Here is a 19,481-nt window from a genome sequence, read left to right on the forward strand (position 1 = left end):
AAATTCATACATTTGTGGAATGAAAAATGGTATTTATTCTTATCATATTTTCTAAAATATGAAAACAAAAAGCAGATTTTTGTATATTTTTTCACATATTCCATTCTGCACACTTCATGCATATATTATAATTTTCTTTTATTGGAGGTAAAAAATGAATAAAAACTTGAAAAAATCATTAGGTTTAATAGCGACAACTATGCCAGCTGTTGCTATTTCTTTAAATCTAATAAGTGCAAGTGATGTTGCTACAGAAACATCAACTTTAACAATTCAAAATTTAATAGAATATTTAGATGGGAAACGTTATCTTTATTTACAAGGTGGTTTGAATGATAAACAAATAGATCATTATAGAACTCAATTACAAACACTTGAATCAACAAATCAAAATACTCAAGAAAAATTATTAGAAATAAAAACAAATATAGATAAAACTTATAAAGCGATGGTTAGAGGATATTTAGCGGTTTTAGCTAACTCTATCGGTGATCCTGGTAATGAAGGAGCTACAGCTCAAAATCCTGGTGAATACAATAGATATTTAGAAGGTTATTCTAATAAAATTACTTTACCTGGATATACATACGCTTGACAAAGTGCATATGTAGGAGACTTTAGAAGAACTACATTTGCAAAAACTAAAGTTGCTGTTGATTATTTATTACATGATGCAGATTATAATTTTGATTTAGATAGTGATAATGAATTTACTGATGAACAATATAAAACTAAAATTCATGACTTAAGAGATTATTTTAATAGAGAAGTACCATTGTTAAGAAACCATAATAATGCCGCAATGACATTAGGTTCAGTAGGGTTTCTAGAAGCTGTTAGAAGTAAATATTTTAGTAATATTAACGATGATGGAACTGATAAAACTGAGCTTCACGACGATTTATATAACACACATATTGGTGCAGGTGGATTTTATATTTTATCTAATTTTACTTTAAGAGATAATGGTGCAAATATTTTTGTTTGATATGGAACCACTAGAGATCAAATATCTCAAAGAGTAAATAATTATGATCAAGCGTTTAAGACACTTGTTAAAACAAGAAATAAAATAAAAGATTTTTTGACTACAGATTCTATTCAACTACTAAATGCAGACTATGTAGATAATAGTTCTTATCCTGCAGGACAAGATTTAAAACTTTGATTTGATAGAATGCAAGACGCTTGTGAAAATATGAACAATCTTGCTACCTATCCTGTTAATGGTTGAGAAAATAAAGGATTTATGAAATCTGCTAACGGTAATGCTAACTTTACCTTTGAAAAACAAAGTGGTTATCACTATCTAGATCGTTATGCTACTATAATCTTAGGAGCAGCTAATGGACCTGATAGAATGTTAGATCGTTACAACAGAATAGTAAATAATATTGATAGAGTTATTGAACGTGAGAAAAATGCTGCTACATCTAAAATTAGAAGTTTTCAATATTTAACAGAAAACGAAACCGCTGGTGCCGAGTTAGCGATTAGCAAAATAAATGATGGAACCATTAGTTTCATTCCTGATATGAGAAATGAAGCTAAAAAGTTTGCTGAAATTAATGCTTCAAGTGCTAAAGAATATGCTTTAAAAGCTATTGAAAATCTTCCTTTTGATGATATGGAGAGATTTAAGAATAACGTTCTTTCACGTACTCTTGATACAAATAATCCAGATGAGGATGTTAAGTATTTTGAAAAACAAATACTTGATACATGATTGTACTCAGTTAATTCAAACCCTTATTTAACTGATGAACAAAAAGCTTCTGGTAGTTATATAAAAACTGCTTTAGCAATGTATTACAACAGTAATTCTAGTGCAGAAAAAACTCAAAAAATGAAAGAAGTTTTTAAGGTTATTGCTGATGAAACACTACAATCTATAACACAAAACATTGATGGTCTAAAACTATACAATGCAAATGAAATACAAGAACTTAAAAACCAGTTAAATGAAGGTTTAGAAGGTCTAACAGCTGCTGAAAAATACAAAAAGATTGTAGAGAACTTAAATCTAATCACAACTAAAATTAGCAATGATTTTAATAACTATATGTCTACAAACGTTATTGATAATCGTAATGTAACTTTAGCAACTAATAATTTAATAACAATAAACTCTGATTTATTGTTATATAACGAAAATATTAAATCATACTTAAAAACAAAATTACAATTATCAAACTATCTTACAGATGAGCAAAAACAAGAATTAAAAGATAAAGTAGATAATATAACAAGTACAAAAAATATACTACCTGAGTTAAATAAAATTGCTGAATCTGTAATAGAAACTATTAAATCTAATTATGTTAATCAATGACCTGCTGATTTACAAGAAGAAGCAAGAAATGCATTAACACAAAAATTAGCTACTTTACCAAATAATATCGATTCATTAAATTCTGCTACTAATGAATTAACTACTGAATTAAGAAATAAATATCTAACTAATTTAGCAACAGTACAAAATCAGTTAGATAGTGCTGATTATTCAGCTTTTGAAGCTGAATTAAATGGTGATTTAACAGTTACTAAATTAAATGAAACAAAAGCTAAAATTATTGCTAAATTGAATGAAGATTTAGGTGCAAAAATTAGTGGTTTAAACACTTTAACTTCTAATCAGCAAAATGAAATTAAACAAAAATTATCTGATGCATTAAATAACTCAAATAATTTTGGTAATGATATCGCTTCAATATTTGATAAAACAACCAACTTAATTAACACTAATTCTGATCAATATAATGTAGATCATTTACCAAGTAATGTATTAAGCTTTAATGATTTAACAAATAATGATGCTGATCAATTTAATAAAATGAAAGAAAACTTAAAAGAATTATTAGCTTCTAATCCTCTTTCAACCTTAATTGATCCTGTAGATAATTGAGATAACATTACTAACATTGATCAATTAAATTCATTAAAAACAACTAAATTAGATGCAGCAAAAAATCAATTATTAACTAAAGTTCAAGGTCTACAATGATATAACAACAATGAATTTAATGATGAAATTACTAACTTAAACAATATCAATGATGTAAATGGTTTATATAACAAGATATTAAATGATTTAACAACTTCAGCAAATAGTGTGATTGAAACACTTAAAATAGATAATCCTACAATTGAACCAATTAATAACATTAGTACCATTAACGATTTTGACACTAAAGTAGAAGAAATCATTCAAACAGTTAAGAATAACACTAATAATTTAATTGATGCTTCTCAAAACACTGATAAATCTGCTACTAAAACATTATTAACCACTAAAACTAATACATCTAATCCATTACAAGGTTTATTAAATAATGTGAATTCAATAACTGAAAAAACAAAAGAAGACACAAAGAACGCAATTAATTCATTAACTAACTTAAACGATATTCAAAGACAATTATTTTTAGATAAATTAGAAAATGCTAATTTATCTAAATTAAATGAAATCTATAATGATGCAGCATTATTAGAGCAAAAGAAACAAACAGCCAAAGACAAAATTGCTGCTTTAGATGGTTTAGGTGATGTTTTAATTCAAAAATTCCAAAATAATGTTAATGATTTATTACCAGATCAATTTGAAAATAACTTCAATAATGCTGATGCATTATTGACTAAATATAATGAAGCAAAAAATCAATTAGATATCACTAATCCTTCATTTGTTTCAAAATCAGGTCAAGATTATGAACTTCTTTCTCAAGAATTAAAAGATAAATTAGATTCAGCATATACTGCATTAAGTAATATTAACAATAATAAAACTGAAGATAATATTTCTACAATTGATCAAGCAATTGATAATTTAAAACAAGTAATCACTGAAGCAGAACAATATAAAACTAACTTAATTTCTTCTAAACAAGATGCAATTGATGATCTAGATTTTCTTTCAGGCGATCAAAAAACAAGTTTTAAAAATCAAATCGCTGGTGCTACTTCAGAAGCTAAAATGGATACAATTATTGAAAATGCCAAATCATTAGATGATTCATATGAAAACTTGAGCACTAAATTAAATGCTGTTCCTAGTGATTACACAACAAACAAAACTAAAGCATTTAATCTAGCATCTAAAGAAACTCAAGATCAACTTGAAGCAGCTACTGAAGAAGCTACTAATTTAAACACAAATAAAAATGATAATGACACCGCTAGTGTAAATTCTAAAGCTAATGTTTTAACAGATTTAATCCTTAAAGCACAAAATGAAGTACAAAATTATTTAGATGAATCTAATAAAACAATTGATAATTTAAATAACTTCAATGACGGATTAAAAAATCATTTTAAAGATTTAATTTCTCACGCAAATACTAAAGAAGAAATTCAAGATATTATTAATCAAGCAAATCAATTAAATGATGCTTATACAGTGTTAGAAAATAAATTAGTAGAGCAACCTACTAATTATGATTTAGCAGATAATAAAGATGCTTTAGATGCATTATTAGTTAATGCTAATAATGTTAATACTAATAAAACTTTAAACACTTCAGATGCAGTGATGGATTTAGTAAATCAATTAGATACCGCTTATACCAATGCTCTTGATAGCATTAAAGCTAAAAAAGATGTTGCTAAAGCTATAGTTGATGGTTTAACAAACAACTTATCAGCGGATGAATTAGCTAATTCAAAAGAACAAATAGATCAAGCAACAACTCAAGATCAATTAGATTTAATCACAAGCAAAGCTCAATCATTAAGTGATATCGATAAACTTAATATGATTGATAATGCTAAAAAACAAGAATTAAAAGATCAAATTAAAAATTCTAACAATATTCACGATCTAAAAACACCATTTGAAAACACTAAAAAAGAATTATTAACTGAAATTGCTAACTCAGATTTATTAAATCCTAACCAAAATCCTAAATCAGATTTTGTTAATGCAAATAATGGTGATTTATTAAATGCTGCATTTGGCAAAGCATTAAATAACGCTAAATCTAATGTAAATGAATTGCTTAATACAAATATATTAACCAACCAAGAAAAACAAGATTTTGCAACTAAAATTACTGATGCAAATACTTTTAATTCATTAAAAGAATTAAAAGATCAAATCACTAATTTAATTAAAGAAAAAGCTAAACAAACAATAAATGATTTAGATTTAATTAATCAAGATCAAAAATCTAACGTATTAGATAACTTTGATAGCTTATCTATAGATCAAATTAATGATAATTACAATAATTTAGTTGATTTAAACAGTTATAAAAATCCTATAAATAATGATATTAAAGCTTTAGATCTTAAACCTAATGATCAAATCAAAATTGATCAATTATTACTTGATGCTACTACTAAACCTCAAGCAGATATAGTAAAAGCTAAAGCTTTAGCTATAGTTGAATTAGATAAACTTAGCGGTTTAACTGATGAACAAATCCAAGAATTTAAAGATCAAATTGTAAATGATCAAACTTTAGATCAATTAGGAATTAATAATATAGTCAATAAAGCTAAATTATTAAATCAAAAGAATAAATCCTTAAACGAAGTTAATAATTTAGGTGATATAACTCCAGAAAATAAAGAAAAATTCATTAATGCAATTAATAATGCTAACGACATTGAAAATGTTATAGATTTAAGTAATCTTGCATCATTGCAAGATAAAAAAGATCTTGCTACTGTAATAATTAATGAAACCGCATTAAATGAACAAGAAAAACAAGCATTATTAGATGAGTTAAATTCTCCTACTACTGATACTGAAGAAAAAGTAGAAGATATCATTGCTAAAGCTAATGCTTTAAATCTTGATAAACAAAAACAAGATGCATTAAAACAATTAGATAAATTACATCATTTATCACCTATAGAATCAAATGATTTTAGAGATAAAATAAACGCTTCAAATGATGTTTTAGAAATTAGTCAATTAATTAAAGATGCAACTTTATTAAACGAAAAAAATAAAGCAAATCAAGAAATTAATGATGATTTATTAGACTTAGATGAATTAAAAGACCAAGTAATAAATAACGTAAATAACGCTCATACAGTTAAAGAAGTGCAAGATTTAATGAAAGTTGCTAGATTGGATAATGCAAAACATAATGGTATCAAACAAATCAAACAACTACAATATTTAAGCAATCAAGAAAAACAAGATTTCATTGATCAAGTAAATTCAAGCACTAGTTCAAATCAAATTCAAGAAATAGTAAATCAAGCAATATTAAAAGATAAACAAAATCAAATTAATCAAAATATTGATAATTTAACTCACATTAGTCAAGAACAAAAAGATTTATTTAAAAACTCAGTTAATACCACATATTCAATTGATCAAATTGAAGAAATTCATCAAGATGCTAGAAAATTAAGTTCTGCTTATATTCAACTCCAAGCTTCTTATGAAAACTTTCCTGAAGAATTAAAACCTTTAGCATTAGATACTTTAAACCACGCAGATACTTTATTGTCTAATGAAGATAAAGTTTCAGTTAATAAATTAGAAGAAATTAATGAAGTAATTAAACAATTAAAAGATAATTTACCTGATGCTAAATTATTGAACGAATTAGATACTTTATTAAATAGTATGCAACTTAGCGATCAAGCTAAATCAACTCTTAAACAAAATGTAGATATTTTAAGTCCTAGTGTTAAAATTAAGCAAGTATTAGATGATGTTAAAGCTTATAATAAACAATATCAAGCAAATAATATTGATAGTTTATTAAATCAATACAAAGATTTATTAAACAAAAATAGCAATAATGAAATTGCTAAATATTTAACAAAAGATATTGATCAAAATATATTAGACAATAACTTAGTTAATACTACAAACACAAATGATTTACCAACTATAAATCAATTATTAACTTCAAAAATTGCTAGTGCTAATAATTTATCAAATGCTAAAACATCATTTGATAAATATATGAAACAATTAAATGCTTTGGAAAATCTACCTGCATCATATAAAAAATTAGTATTAGATTCAATACAATCTCAATATCATCAATTATTTGCTAAAGATCAAGTATCAGCTGCTGATGTTGAACAATTTGAACAATTTGCAAGTAAATTACTCAAAAACCAAACAGCTTATGATTCAAATATTAATTCATTACATTCTAAATATCAAGAATTAAATAGTTTATTATCTACTGATAAATACCAAAATACAAGTAAAAAAGAGCAAACGAAATTAGATAAAATCATTCAAGAATTTAATGATTTCATGACTAATAACATTGCCAAGATAATACAATTAATAATACAAATAAAGACATTAAAGCAATTCAAGATTTAATTAATAAAGCTAATATTGTAATTAATAACTTAGGTAATGATTTACAAAATACTAAATCATCATTAGAACAATTAATTAAACAACAACCAAGTTTAAACACTGTTGCTAAAAACAATTTACTTTCAGAATTAAATGATATTTCTAGCACCACTTATAGTCAAGAAAACTATGATAATTTAAGAGCTAGAGTTCATAATTTAAACTTCTTATACGCTTCTATTGCTCAATCTAAAGCAAAAGCTAATAAAGTTTTACAAAATACTAAATATCAACCTGAATTTGATAAATTAGATAAATATTGAGTGAGTAAAAAATAATTCACTTAAGCATCATTCCTGAAGGAATAATTGCTTCCTAATTTAATTCTACACAATTCAAAAATTTTTTCAAAGAAATTTTTAATTGTGCCTTCTCGTGCCAGCACGCACATATATATACGCGCACCCTTTAAAGGGTAAAATAAGAAAGCATCAAAAGTCTAACGACTATGCTATTAATATATATACTTTAGTATATATATTAAAATTTAAAAAACAATGATGCAAGATTTTTAAACTTATAAAAAGTTGCATCGCTAAAATATCACATTATGTGAAAATGTGAAAATATCAAGTTTAAAAAAATGAAAATTTTGTAGCAAATATGAAACAAATTTTTGATAGTGAGTACCTTAATATATATACATAGTATATATATTAACTATCAACATATAAATCTACCAACATTTTCATCTCCTAGCATCATGATTTTATATACAATAGACTTAATATTGTATCTAGAACCACGCTTTTTGATTAATCTCTTTAAGGAGTTATTAACGAAGCTCTCAGTAGATGATTTAACATTAACTTCGCTTTTGATAAGATTACTAATACCATTTCAATTGTTTTTAATGTATCTTAAAAATTTCTTGATTTTTTGTCTTAGTTTAGGTAGTAAATTATCAAGAACTTTCTCTTTGATAAAGTTTAAAAGGTGATTAAAAACATTTATATTTTTACTATTTATAGCATTTTCTACACTGTTATAAAGATTCATATCATTATAAAAATAATCTTTATTTTCATAGAAAATGCTATTTTCTTTATTCTTTTTCTTAGTAGCTCCAAACGTATCAAAAGTCAATTTCATAAAGTGGAATTTATCTAAAATTGGTATATAGTCTTTTGAATTAGCTAACTTTTGAATTCATTTAGCACCATCACCTTTAACAACAATTTTTAAATCTTTGTTGTAAAATGTGTCTTTTATATAATTGATTTGTTCTATTAAATACTCTATTGAAACTTTACTTGCTTTATTAGAATTTTCTAAATAAAAGAGCTCATTTTTACATTTTACTTGTTTCTTTTGAGAGTCTTTTTCTAAGTAAAATCTAAGCATTCTACTTCTTTTGCCGATAGTTTTATGCTTATTTTGCACAGAAAAGAAAGCGTCATCTATTTCAACATATAAATATTTATGTTCGTTTTTTATCACATTATTAGAGTAATCAGTAAGATTATCAATATAGTTTCATTGATTATTTTCACAAAGTTTAATATCATTATTTAAAATATTTTCATTCTTTATTCAAAAATGAATTAATTGCTTAGAAGGATTAAAAGAACTAAAAATATCCTTTGTTTTATTACCATTAATATAATTGCTAATAGCATCTTTTTTTAATTTGATATCAAATTTGGAAGTTTTAAGCTGTTCTAAATATTCATGATGATAATAAGTGAATGTTCTATATTTACCTAGTGCTTCATCATAAATTTTGTATCTAGTAAGATTAAAATAATATATACCATTAGAAGTTATAAGTTTTCTTTTTACTCTTCTTGAAACAATTCATTTTGGAAAAAATTTTAATCTTGTTTCTGTTCTAAACTTTTCTTCAATCTGATTTAAGTAAATGATAAAAACTTCATATACCATAATAATGTCTCCTTTTATATTCAATTATTTGATTACTGAATATAAATAAAAAAGCGGTAAATCCGCTTTAATATTAATCTAATGAAATATCTAAAGCAGATTCATTATCTTCTTTTTCTACTACTTTTTGTGTGTTGTTATCCTCTTGTTTTAATGTTTTTTCTTCCAAAACTTCTTGTTTTTTCTTTTGGTAATTGGTTAAAAAACTTCCCAAATCTCTAGATAAAATACCAAAAGCAAATGAATCTTTAAAATTAGATTTATCATTTTCTCAATATTCAGGAGCTTCAACTCCAAGAGCATCAACTACATTACTGAATATACATTTAAGTGATTTATCTATGATTTCATCTTGAATTTTTGCTGTTTTAGAACAAAGAACTTCACTCTCTAATATGACTTTTAGCTTTTTGTTTTTAAGTTTTTTAATATCAGCTATCTTAGTTTTTTGAAAAGTATAATCACCTTTTTGTATAAATTCATTCATTTTTATTAAAATTTCTTTTGCTTTTTGATTAGTTAAATTGTATATTTTAGGTTTTATATTTTCACTATCTAAAGCACCATAAATTTTTTCAAAATCATCCTTATTCATCACTTGGATATTGCTAACATCTACATAACTTGCTTTACCATTATAAGTGAATTCAACACTATTTTCAGGTAGCTCTCTTTTGATTATTTCTCCGTCACTATTTACTACTTCACCACTTTTACAATTAAGGTAATAGACATTAGACTTATCATATCAAATGACTAAAGGACGTAAATTATAACCTGGTTTGTGAGTTAGAATTATTCTTCCTATGTCGTTAAATGAAGCGGTTTGAATTGAAATTTTTGATTTTGGTTTTCTTATAACTTCCATATAATAAATTTTACTATTTTAGAAAAAAGTAAATAAAAAACAGCTGGAAATAGCTGTTTTACTTATTATCAGCACCTAATTATATTGTCTGGTAATATAAAAGGTACTTGCATTTACAATGGGCCTAGAACACCAATATAAACACATCCCCTACGCTTGAACAAAACATAACAGTTCTTCGCGCCCGTCGTTTAAAGGGTATATATAATTATTATAATACTTGAATTAAAAATGTCAATAAATAAAAATAAAAAATCTAGAAATTCGACACTTATATATAAAGATTTTTAAATTTTCATTATACAAAAAGATATTTATTATTCCTTAATATTAACCTTATGAAATATCTAAAGCAGATTCATTATCTTCTTTTTCTACTACTTTTTGTGTGTTATTATTCTCTTGTTTTAATGTTTTTTCTTCTAAATCATCTTGTTTTTTCTTTTGGTAATTGGTTAAAAAACTTCCCAAATCTCTAGATAAAATACCAAAAGCAAACGAATCTTTAAAATTAGATTTATCATTTTCTCAATACTCAGGAGCTTCAACTCCTAGAGCATCAACTACATTACTGAATATACATTTAAGTGATTTATCTATGATTTCATCTTGAATTTTTGCTGTTTTAGAGCAAAGAACTTCACTTTATAACATAATTCTTGTATATTTATTTTTTAGTTTATACATATCTTTTATCTTTATTTTTTGAAAAGTATAATCACCTTTTTGTATAAATTCATTCATTTTTATTAAAATTTCTTTTGCTTTTTGATTAGTTAAATTGTATATTTTAGGTTTTATATTTTCACTATCTAAAGCACCATAAATTTTTTCAAAATCATCTTTATCCATAATTTGGATATTGGTTATATTAACGTAATTTAATTTACCTTTATAACTAAATTAACACTATTTTCAGGTAGTTCTCTTTTAGTTATTTCTCCATTTTCATTTATAACTTCACCACTTTTACAATTAAGGTAATAGACATTAGACTTATCATATCAAATGACTAAAGGACGTAAATTATATCCTTGTGAATGAGCACGTATCATTCTCCCTGTTTCATCAAATGATACTGTTTCAACGGTGATTTTTGATTTTGTTTTTCTTATAAATTCCATATAATAAATTTTACTATTTTAGAAAAAGTAAATAAAAAACAGCTAAAACAGCTGCTCTATTCATCATCAACACCTACTTATATTGTCTGGGAATATAAAAGGTGCTTGCATCTATAATGGACCTAGAACACCACTATAAACACACCCCCTACGCTTGAATACAATCATAACATTGTCTCCTACGCCTCGACGTTTAAAGGGATTGTTCAGTTAAGTAATTAACCAAACTCACTATTAATATTATATCACTAGCGGAAAATAAATAGATAAAAATAAAAAAGAAAACTCCCTTTCAGGAGTTTAAAGCGTTTTTTTATTTGAAAAAGGATTGTTGGGCGATTATTAATTTTGATTCTAGGTCAAACTTAACAATCTGGATAAACAACATAAACCAGATATATTACTTATCTCACTAATCTGATAATATTATACACTTATTTTTTGATTTACAATAAAAATAAATAAAAAAGCAGCTTTATTGCTGCTTTTTGGATTTTCTTATTAATATAATATATTTAGCTAAGAAAATCTATCATAAATAGTGTATATATTATATTAAATAATAACTAAAAAGTCAAGAAAATTTATTAGAAATTACTTATTTTTTTAGTTTTTTGTTATTTTTATAAATGTTATTTCATTCTATAGAACATCCACTAGAAATTTTTGTTGATGCATCATATTTATAATTGCTACAAACTCAAAAAGTATTTCCCGTTTTTGATGTTCTTTCAATTCTGTATTCATTACAAGCATCACAAAACTTTTCTTTGCTTCTTGTGTATCTAGATTCTTTGATTTCTTGTTTTAAATTTGAATAATCTTGATTAGTTTTATTATTTAATAAGTTTGAAATCAAATTATCTTGCATTTTTAAATATGCTTGATAATTGTTTTGGCCTAGCACAATAGAATCTAAATCTTTTTCAAAATTCTTTGTAAAATCATAGTTGCAAAAGTCTTTAAATTCTCTTTCAACTATTTGATATAGTACCTTACCTTTATGAGTTAGCACTAAGTCCTTTTTATTTTTAATTGCGTATTCACGATCTAATAATATTCCACCAAATGTTGCATAAGTGCTAGGACGACCAATGCTTTTATGCTCTAACTCATTAATTAATGAAGCTTCTGTATATAACTTAGGTTCAGGATTTAAATTAACTTGTTTAACTTCTGATGATGATTTATAGCTTTGATTTAAAGTAAAAGACTTAATATCATCATCTTTGTTTAGGTATCTTACAAACCCTAAAAAAGTGAATTTTTTAGATGTTGTAATAAAACAATGATTATTTGAACTTAATTTAATTTTAGTATTTTGATATATAGCATCCTTTAATCCTTGGAGAATAGTTCTATTATATAAAGTTTCATATATACCTAGTTCTAATTGCTTATACTTATCAATTAAACTCATTGTTGTTATTTCAGGATGGACAATTCTCAAGCACTCATGAGCTTCTTGAGAATTTTCATTATTTTTATAATTTCTTACATCTTTAACATCTAAAATATCTTCAACTTGATGATATTTTTTAATCTTGAGATAATCAATAAGTTCAATCATAAAATCATTACTTATATTATAGTTATCAGTTCTTGGATAAGTAATTAATCCATCTTGATATAGCACTTGTAAAGCGTTTTGAACTTCTTTTGCTTTAACATTATACTTTTTAGTTATATCAACTAATAAAGTACTTGTAATATAAGGTTTAGGAACTTTTAATGCTTTAGGTGCTTCAGTAGTTATTTTAGTACATTGAACTTGATTAATATTTGTATCGATTTGATCTTGAGAATCATAATATTTAATATTCTCATTTTCATCAATCTCTGTTAAACTAACTTCTTTTTGATTATCACCTAAGACATTAATAGTTAATTTAAACTTATAATTTGGTTGATAATTAGCAATCTCTTTATCTCTATCTCCTAGTAATTTAACAGCTACACCTTGAATTCTACCTATGCTTTTAAGTCCTAAATTTTGTTGAATGAAACTACTTGCACGATATCCAAAAAGTTTATCATAAATCAATCTAGCAAATTGAGCATAAACTAAATTCATATTCAATTCAATTGGATTATTTATAGCTTGATTTATTGCTTTAGCAGATATCTCGTGAAAGACAATTCTTTTAGCATTTTGTAATTTTGATTTAGGTAATGAATTATAAATATGATATGCAATAGCTTCGCCTTCACGATCTGGATCTGAAGCTATATAAATATTTTGATATTTAAAATTATTAATGCTATCAAGAATATTTTTTCAAGTCTTTTTACCATTATCACTATAAACAAAACTAGGTTCATATTGTTGATTGATACCCACATTATAAAGTCCATTGTTTTCAAGTTCTTTAAAATGTCCCCCAGTAGCTACAACAGAATAACCATCACCTAAAATTTGTTTGATTTTCTTAATTTTACCAGCACCTTCAATTATTACTAAATTCATAATTCTCCTTTATTTAATACGATGCTTAAATTTACGAATATATACAAAATATCCTAATCCTAAAGTCAATATAGTTCCAAAAATACCTAATGGAATACCAATAAGTAATCTTTTTCTTGTTTCTTTTGAAACTTTATCTTCTACTTTCATTGGAACTTTAACTATAGCTTCAGGTTCTTTTTCTACAAATGCTTCATCTTTAGCAATAGCATTTTTAACTATTTTTTTATCAGTAAAGTTATTTACTTCTAATAGTATGTAGTTTTTAGCTAATCCATAAACTCCATTAATCTTAATAGTTGTAGTGATTAATTTATTATTATCACTGAGTAATGTATCAGCTGCTTTTTGAAGTTCGCTATCTTTAATTCTTCAAAATTTAGTTTCAGTACCAATTCTTGTAAAATAGGACTTTATATAATTTAAAATGCTACTTGTTATCTCACTTGATGAATAAGCATTTAATGAAAGAGGAGAGAGTTGAAATTTGGATAAATCAATCAAGTTGTTTCTTATTAATTCAACTTTTGGAGCATTGTCTTTATTATTAGTATCTAAATTTGCAATAAATTTATCATTTTCTCTTTTAGTTAAATCTTTTGATGCTTTTGTTTCATTTTCAGGTGATTGATATTGATTAACTACATCAAATGATGTCTGATTAATTGTATATTTATCAATCGCTTTAATAACAAAAGTTTCAGTTTGATTATTTAATAAGTTTTGTAATTTATTAGTATTATTAATATCAACTATTAAATAATCTAATTGATATAATAATCCATCATCAAGAAGTGATTCTTTTACATATTGAATAATTTGCTCTCTAATTTCTTTAATCTTATTAGTGTTTAAAGTTAGATTTTGCAACTTAATTTTAGCTAAATCATATTTTTTGCCATCTTGTACTTTATCATCATTAGAACTTGAAGAACTTGAATCATTATTTGAAGGAGTGTTTTTGAGTTTATCCAACTCTTTATTTAATCCATCTAAAATAGGTTTTTTATCTGTATCAGTAAGATTTGGATCTTTTTCTACTTTTTTGATTCTGTCTTCAATTTCTTTGATTTTGTTTTTAGTGATAATATCATCAAGTTGATTCTTTAATTTTTCTAATTCATCTTTATATTTTTCATCGTTTGCTTTTAACTTATCTAAAGCATCCTTTAATGCTTTTTCTAAGTCTTTAATTAATTTATCTTTTGTTTCTTTATCTATGTTCCTGTCTTCTTTGATGATGTTAATAGAATTAACAATATCATCAATCTTACTCTTATCATTTGAGCTAATAGTAAGAGTGTTAGATACATAGAAACTAATTGATCCAGAAATTAAAGCATTATTAGGAAGAATTGTAATTTTTGCTTTTGTATTACTCAATAACAATTCAATCACTTGATCAATATTAGATAATAAAACTTGAGATAAAACTAAATTATGTTTAGATAACTCTGATTGAACATAATTTGTAATTAGCTCTCTAGCTTCATTTTTAGAAGCTACAGCTATTTCTAAATCATTAATATTAATTGAACTTAAATCAAAATTTGACTTAAGTTTTTTACTTGTGAAATTAACTATTGGAATTTGATTATATCCTTTGTTGTTAGCTAAAGAAATGTTTAGTTTTTTAATATATGGATAAACAAGTTCTAAATAATTAGAAGGATTTAAGTTTTCAACTTCAATGACATTCAACATATCATTTGCTATTGAATCTAAATTGGTGATTGTATATTCGGTAATACTACTATTTAATTGTTTAATTCTTTTATCTACTTCATCAGAAATAGTTTTCTTAATTTGTTCTACATCATTAAGACCATTTAAATTAATCAAACTAACATCTAATGAATATAATTTTCCTTTTAGTTCAGCATCTTTATCTAAAACAAAATCATTAATATCTTTAAATAGATATCAAACTCTAGGTTCTAAAGTGTATAAGTTTGAATCTGCACTTTCTTTTAAATTAGTTTCAATTTGAATTCTAAAGTTATTTTTATATTTTCTATTTCTACTAATAGAAATATAAACGGTATCTAACTTATCAAATTGATCTTCTTCATTAAAGATTTTATCTGCTGTAGTTTCATATTGAATTCTTTGATTTGAGTACCTATTAAGTTGTACATTTTCTTTAATTCATTCATTAACTTTGTCAAAGTTTAATGATAAATTAATGTTAGTTGCAACTCTATTATTAATATAGTTATCTTTGACAGTATCACTATCATCAGTGAAAGCAACATTAAGCACAAAACTTTTATAAACTAAATTATATTTATTTGCATCAACACCAAATTTTAAATTAAGTTTTAAAATGAGTCTATTATCATTTGTTAATGATGCTTCATAAATTTTCACTTTATCTTTATTATCAAAATTAGTTGCAAAATCATCTAACAATAAATTAAATTGACTTTCATTTGATAAATAACGATTAATAAAATCTTGTTTTGATCAAGTTAAAGGTATTTTTTTGAAACTTGGTCTAATATTGATGTAATTATGAGTCCTATTAGTTGAATACTTATTAGCTTCATCTAAACTATATTCATAATTAGCAAATTCAGGAATATAGTTTAAAACTTCTTCATAAGATAGTTTTTTAATGTTTTCTAATGATAAGAATTTAATTTTATTTAATCATTTTTCTAATTTATTACCAATTTTTGAATTTCAAAAAGGAATTATATTAGGTGAATTAACTACTTCAGAGAACTTTTTATTCTTTGAAGCATTTTGTCCTGAAACTGGTTCATAGATATTAATGATTTTATAAGTATTGACTGTTTTATTGTTTTTAGCACTAAATAATCAGTTTCCTTCATTTGAAAAATATGAATCTTTAAATGTGCTTGATGGTAAAACGTGTTTATTTAAAGTGTTAAAATTTCCATTTTGTAAAACATCATTACTTACTGAATAATAAGAGTAATTAGGATTACTTGAACTATCAGCACTTACTAATTCTTGTAAAGCTCCTTTATTTAAACTGATAGCTTCAGCAATAAATCCAGGAAATACTTTTCCACCTTGTTTGAATAAAAATGTTTTGGTACCAATTGGAAGACCAGTAGTAGAAGAATATGAATCTCCTGTTGATGGAACTGTATTGACTCAAACAAGTTCTTTTTTAGTACCAGTACTTGGATCAATTTCTGGATCATAATCAGGATTTGGTATTTTATTACCTTTTTCATCAACTACAACTTTTCCATTTGAATCTTTAACATAAGGTTCTATTTGAGCTTGTTGGTTTGGATTATTAGTAGGATCTCAAGCATATCACTTAAAATCATTAAATGGTGCTTGAGATTCAATAACAATTTTTGCTTTAAGTTGCTGTTTGATGTTGTTTTCATTATTATTAGTGTTTTCCTTGTATTGGACTAACAATACTTCATACTCATTAGTGTTCTCTTCATCACGTTTGAATAATAAATCTTTTTTATCTACTAATCTATTATCAAATAGCGATTTTTTAAATTCACCATTAATAACATCTACAGCTTTACCATTGATATATAAAACTTCATTTTCTTTTGGAGAATTAAATATTAATGTTAATGGAGCGTGGAATACATATGTACCTTTATCAAAAGTACATCCTTCAGCTCCTTCTTGACATTCATTAGCTTTTAAAGGTGGTAAATAATCAAAATTATCTTTAACAAGTTCTGTAGTATTAGTATTGAAATCAACAAATCTAGTTGGTATCATTTCTAATCTATCTCACAACTCTTTATTTTTACTATTATTATCAACTTTTAAATGCACAGCTAAATTTCGAACAACTAACAGCTTATCATCTTCGTCATCATCTAATTTTGTTTCTCTATTATCTATATAAATATTAATATATTTGATTCTAGGATCAGATGAAGTTTCATTAGATAATTCAAAAGAAAAATTAAATTTATAATTATCGCTAGTTTGATTAGCTTCTTTTTCAATTGATTTTAATTGCTTTGCAAATAATTGATTATTATTTTCATCTCAATCTGTTGTTGAACTTGAAGTAAATAAATTATATTTAGTATTTTCAAAATATCTTTTAAAAGAGTTAGCTAAATTATTATTAACTCTAATCAAGTTTCTTGTTTTATTTTGTTTATTTATGATAAATCTATTTTTTATAAAAACTTTTATATTATCAGTTGGACGAATAATTAATTTAGGATAAAAATAATTATTAGCTTTTTCTACTTGACTTTTTCATCAATACATATCAGCAAAAGCAGGTGGTGTTTGATTACTAAGGTAAATTTGATCTACTTTATAATAAGGATCATAAACGTGATTTTTTAAAGTTAAATCAACTGAATTGAATCTATTATTTTGTAAAGTTAAATTTCAATTTATTTCTTCGTCATTAGTTATTGAATTGTTATGATTACTATATTCTCTTATCAAACTTTTTAAAAAGGATGCTTGATTGTTAAAATCATATGATGAAAAGATAGCTTTATAATCTAAATATAAAGATGATAATCTATATCAATGTTCTTCATCTCAATCAAGTCAATTATAATAATCTTTATTATAAGGTTTTAAGATAACTTTTTTATTAACTATTGCTTTAAATTGATCGAAATTTATGTTTGTTGAATTTGAAATTGGAAAATAATTACGCACAATCCGTACTGGAGGATTTGAATTAAAAACTAGATTTGGAACTTTTTCTTGCGTTTCGTTAAATGAATAAACATGATTTAAGACTAATGCTCTTCAATAGTATTCATCTCTTGAGTTTTGCAATCTTCTAACGACAGTATAATTTTCATCATATCATTCAGGATTACTATGTTTATCATTTCCTCAACTATTAGGTCTTCCAAAATATCTTATTGATTCATTTCCGTTGCCTTGATCATATAATAATCCATAATCTCTAGTAATAAGAGTAGTATGACCTAGAAAATATCAAGCATAGAAAAAGGTATCATTTGGAGTTATTGTAAATGTTCTTGATATTTCTTGTTTAAAAACCTTAAAATCATCTTCAGTTCTTATTTTTACACCATCAGAAAAATAGTCATCATCTTCTGAGTTTTCTTCTTCTCATCTTGAATAAAAATCTAATACATCACCTTCGCTTCAAGATAAAGTAGCTAAAGGTATAAATGAAGTTGATCCTAAAATCAAACTTGGTAATATTTTTTTAATTTTCATTATAAATCCTTTCTACAACATAAATTTTTCAATATCTAGTTCATTCTTATTATCTTTATCTTTACTTTCATCCATTTCTTTTTTAAGTTCCTTTTTAATATCATAATCATTATATTTAGCAATATTTTTCAATAAAGCTTTCATATAATCATCAAAATAATCTAATACGTTATTTACTTGTTTCATATCAAGCTTCATTTTTTCATTCTTTGCATTAACTAAATAATTCCTTAAATTTTTAAAGTTTTGATTTTCAGAAACTTTATGCTCAGGATTGATTTTTAATGCTTCCATCATAAAATCTAATTTTTTATTAATGATAACTAGCTCAATATCTCTGTTTTCAAAATCGCTTCTAATTGTTTTTAAAAACGGAGTTAATGAAGCTCACATCGCTTTTCTAAAAGCGTAAAATATTTCTTGTTGAAAATTAGATACATTTCTTTCTAATTCTTCACTTTTTAATTTATCAAGCAAGACATTTACAATTTCTTTGCTTGCTAAAGTTTGCTTTTCTGATTTAATTTTTTGCATTCATTTTGCAATTAAATTAACTTCATCATCATCTAATCCATTAAATCTAACAGTTAAATTATTTAATTTTTTATCCATAAT

The 19,481-nt window shown here is 24.6% G+C and carries 10 protein-coding genes; 1 reads left to right on the forward strand and 9 read right to left on the reverse strand.

Annotation, left to right across the window (positions count from 1 at the left end):
- The first annotated feature begins 154 nt into the window (after window positions 1-154).
- Window positions 155-7,303 (forward strand): GA module-containing protein, encoded by a 7,149-nt coding sequence (locus GE118_RS04140; RefSeq protein ID WP_158764148.1) that lies wholly within the window; start codon window positions 155-157, stop codon window positions 7,301-7,303.
- A 166-nt stretch (window positions 7,304-7,469) separates the two neighbouring features.
- Here GE118_RS04140 and GE118_RS04145 read toward each other — a convergent pair whose 3' ends face one another.
- The 9 genes from GE118_RS04145 to GE118_RS04180 all read right to left on the reverse strand — a co-directional run bounded on the left by GE118_RS04145 (window position 7,470) and on the right by GE118_RS04180 (window position 19,478).
- On the reverse strand, window positions 7,470-7,625 hold the full coding sequence (locus GE118_RS04145) for a hypothetical protein (RefSeq protein ID WP_158764149.1): 156 nt from the start codon (window positions 7,623-7,625) through the stop codon (window positions 7,470-7,472).
- A 377-nt stretch (window positions 7,626-8,002) separates the two neighbouring features.
- The gene (locus tag GE118_RS04150) at window positions 8,003-9,226 is read right to left on the reverse strand and encodes an Mbov_0401 family ICE element transposase-like protein (RefSeq protein ID WP_158764150.1); all 1,224 of its coding nucleotides are present in this window, start codon (window positions 9,224-9,226) and stop codon (window positions 8,003-8,005) included.
- Between the two features lie 73 nt (window positions 9,227-9,299).
- On the reverse strand, window positions 9,300-10,094 hold the full coding sequence (locus tag GE118_RS04155; RefSeq protein WP_158764151.1) for an Mbov_0400 family ICE element protein: 795 nt from the start codon (window positions 10,092-10,094) through the stop codon (window positions 9,300-9,302).
- Between the two features lie 336 nt (window positions 10,095-10,430).
- Window positions 10,431-10,565 (reverse strand): hypothetical protein, encoded by a 135-nt coding sequence (locus GE118_RS04390; protein WP_255473566.1) that lies wholly within the window; start codon window positions 10,563-10,565, stop codon window positions 10,431-10,433.
- 174 nt (window positions 10,566-10,739) lie between these two features.
- A complete protein-coding gene (locus tag GE118_RS04160; protein ID WP_158764152.1) occupies window positions 10,740-10,946 on the reverse strand; it encodes a hypothetical protein in 207 nt (68 codons plus the stop codon).
- Between the two features lie 29 nt (window positions 10,947-10,975).
- Window positions 10,976-11,218: a hypothetical protein gene (locus tag GE118_RS04165; RefSeq protein WP_158764153.1), complete on the reverse strand. Its 243-nt coding sequence runs from the start codon at window positions 11,216-11,218 to the stop codon at window positions 10,976-10,978.
- A 598-nt stretch (window positions 11,219-11,816) separates the two neighbouring features.
- Window positions 11,817-13,685, reverse strand: coding sequence for a type IA DNA topoisomerase (locus tag GE118_RS04170; protein WP_158764154.1), 1,869 nt, complete (start codon window positions 13,683-13,685; stop codon window positions 11,817-11,819).
- A 9-nt stretch (window positions 13,686-13,694) separates the two neighbouring features.
- Window positions 13,695-18,866, reverse strand: coding sequence for an Mbov_0399 family ICE element protein (locus tag GE118_RS04175; RefSeq protein WP_158764155.1), 5,172 nt, complete (start codon window positions 18,864-18,866; stop codon window positions 13,695-13,697).
- 12 nt (window positions 18,867-18,878) lie between these two features.
- Window positions 18,879-19,478 carry an Mbov_0398 family ICE element protein gene (locus GE118_RS04180; RefSeq protein ID WP_158764156.1) on the reverse strand — a complete coding sequence of 200 codons (600 nt, stop codon included), beginning with the start codon at window positions 19,476-19,478 and terminating at the stop codon, window positions 18,879-18,881.
- Window positions 19,479-19,481: the final 3 nt, after the last annotated feature.

Origin of the sequence: Mycoplasma sp. NEAQ87857, from assembly GCF_009792315.1 — a bacterium.
GTDB lineage: Bacteria > Bacillota_I > Bacilli_A > Mycoplasmatales > Metamycoplasmataceae > Mycoplasmopsis.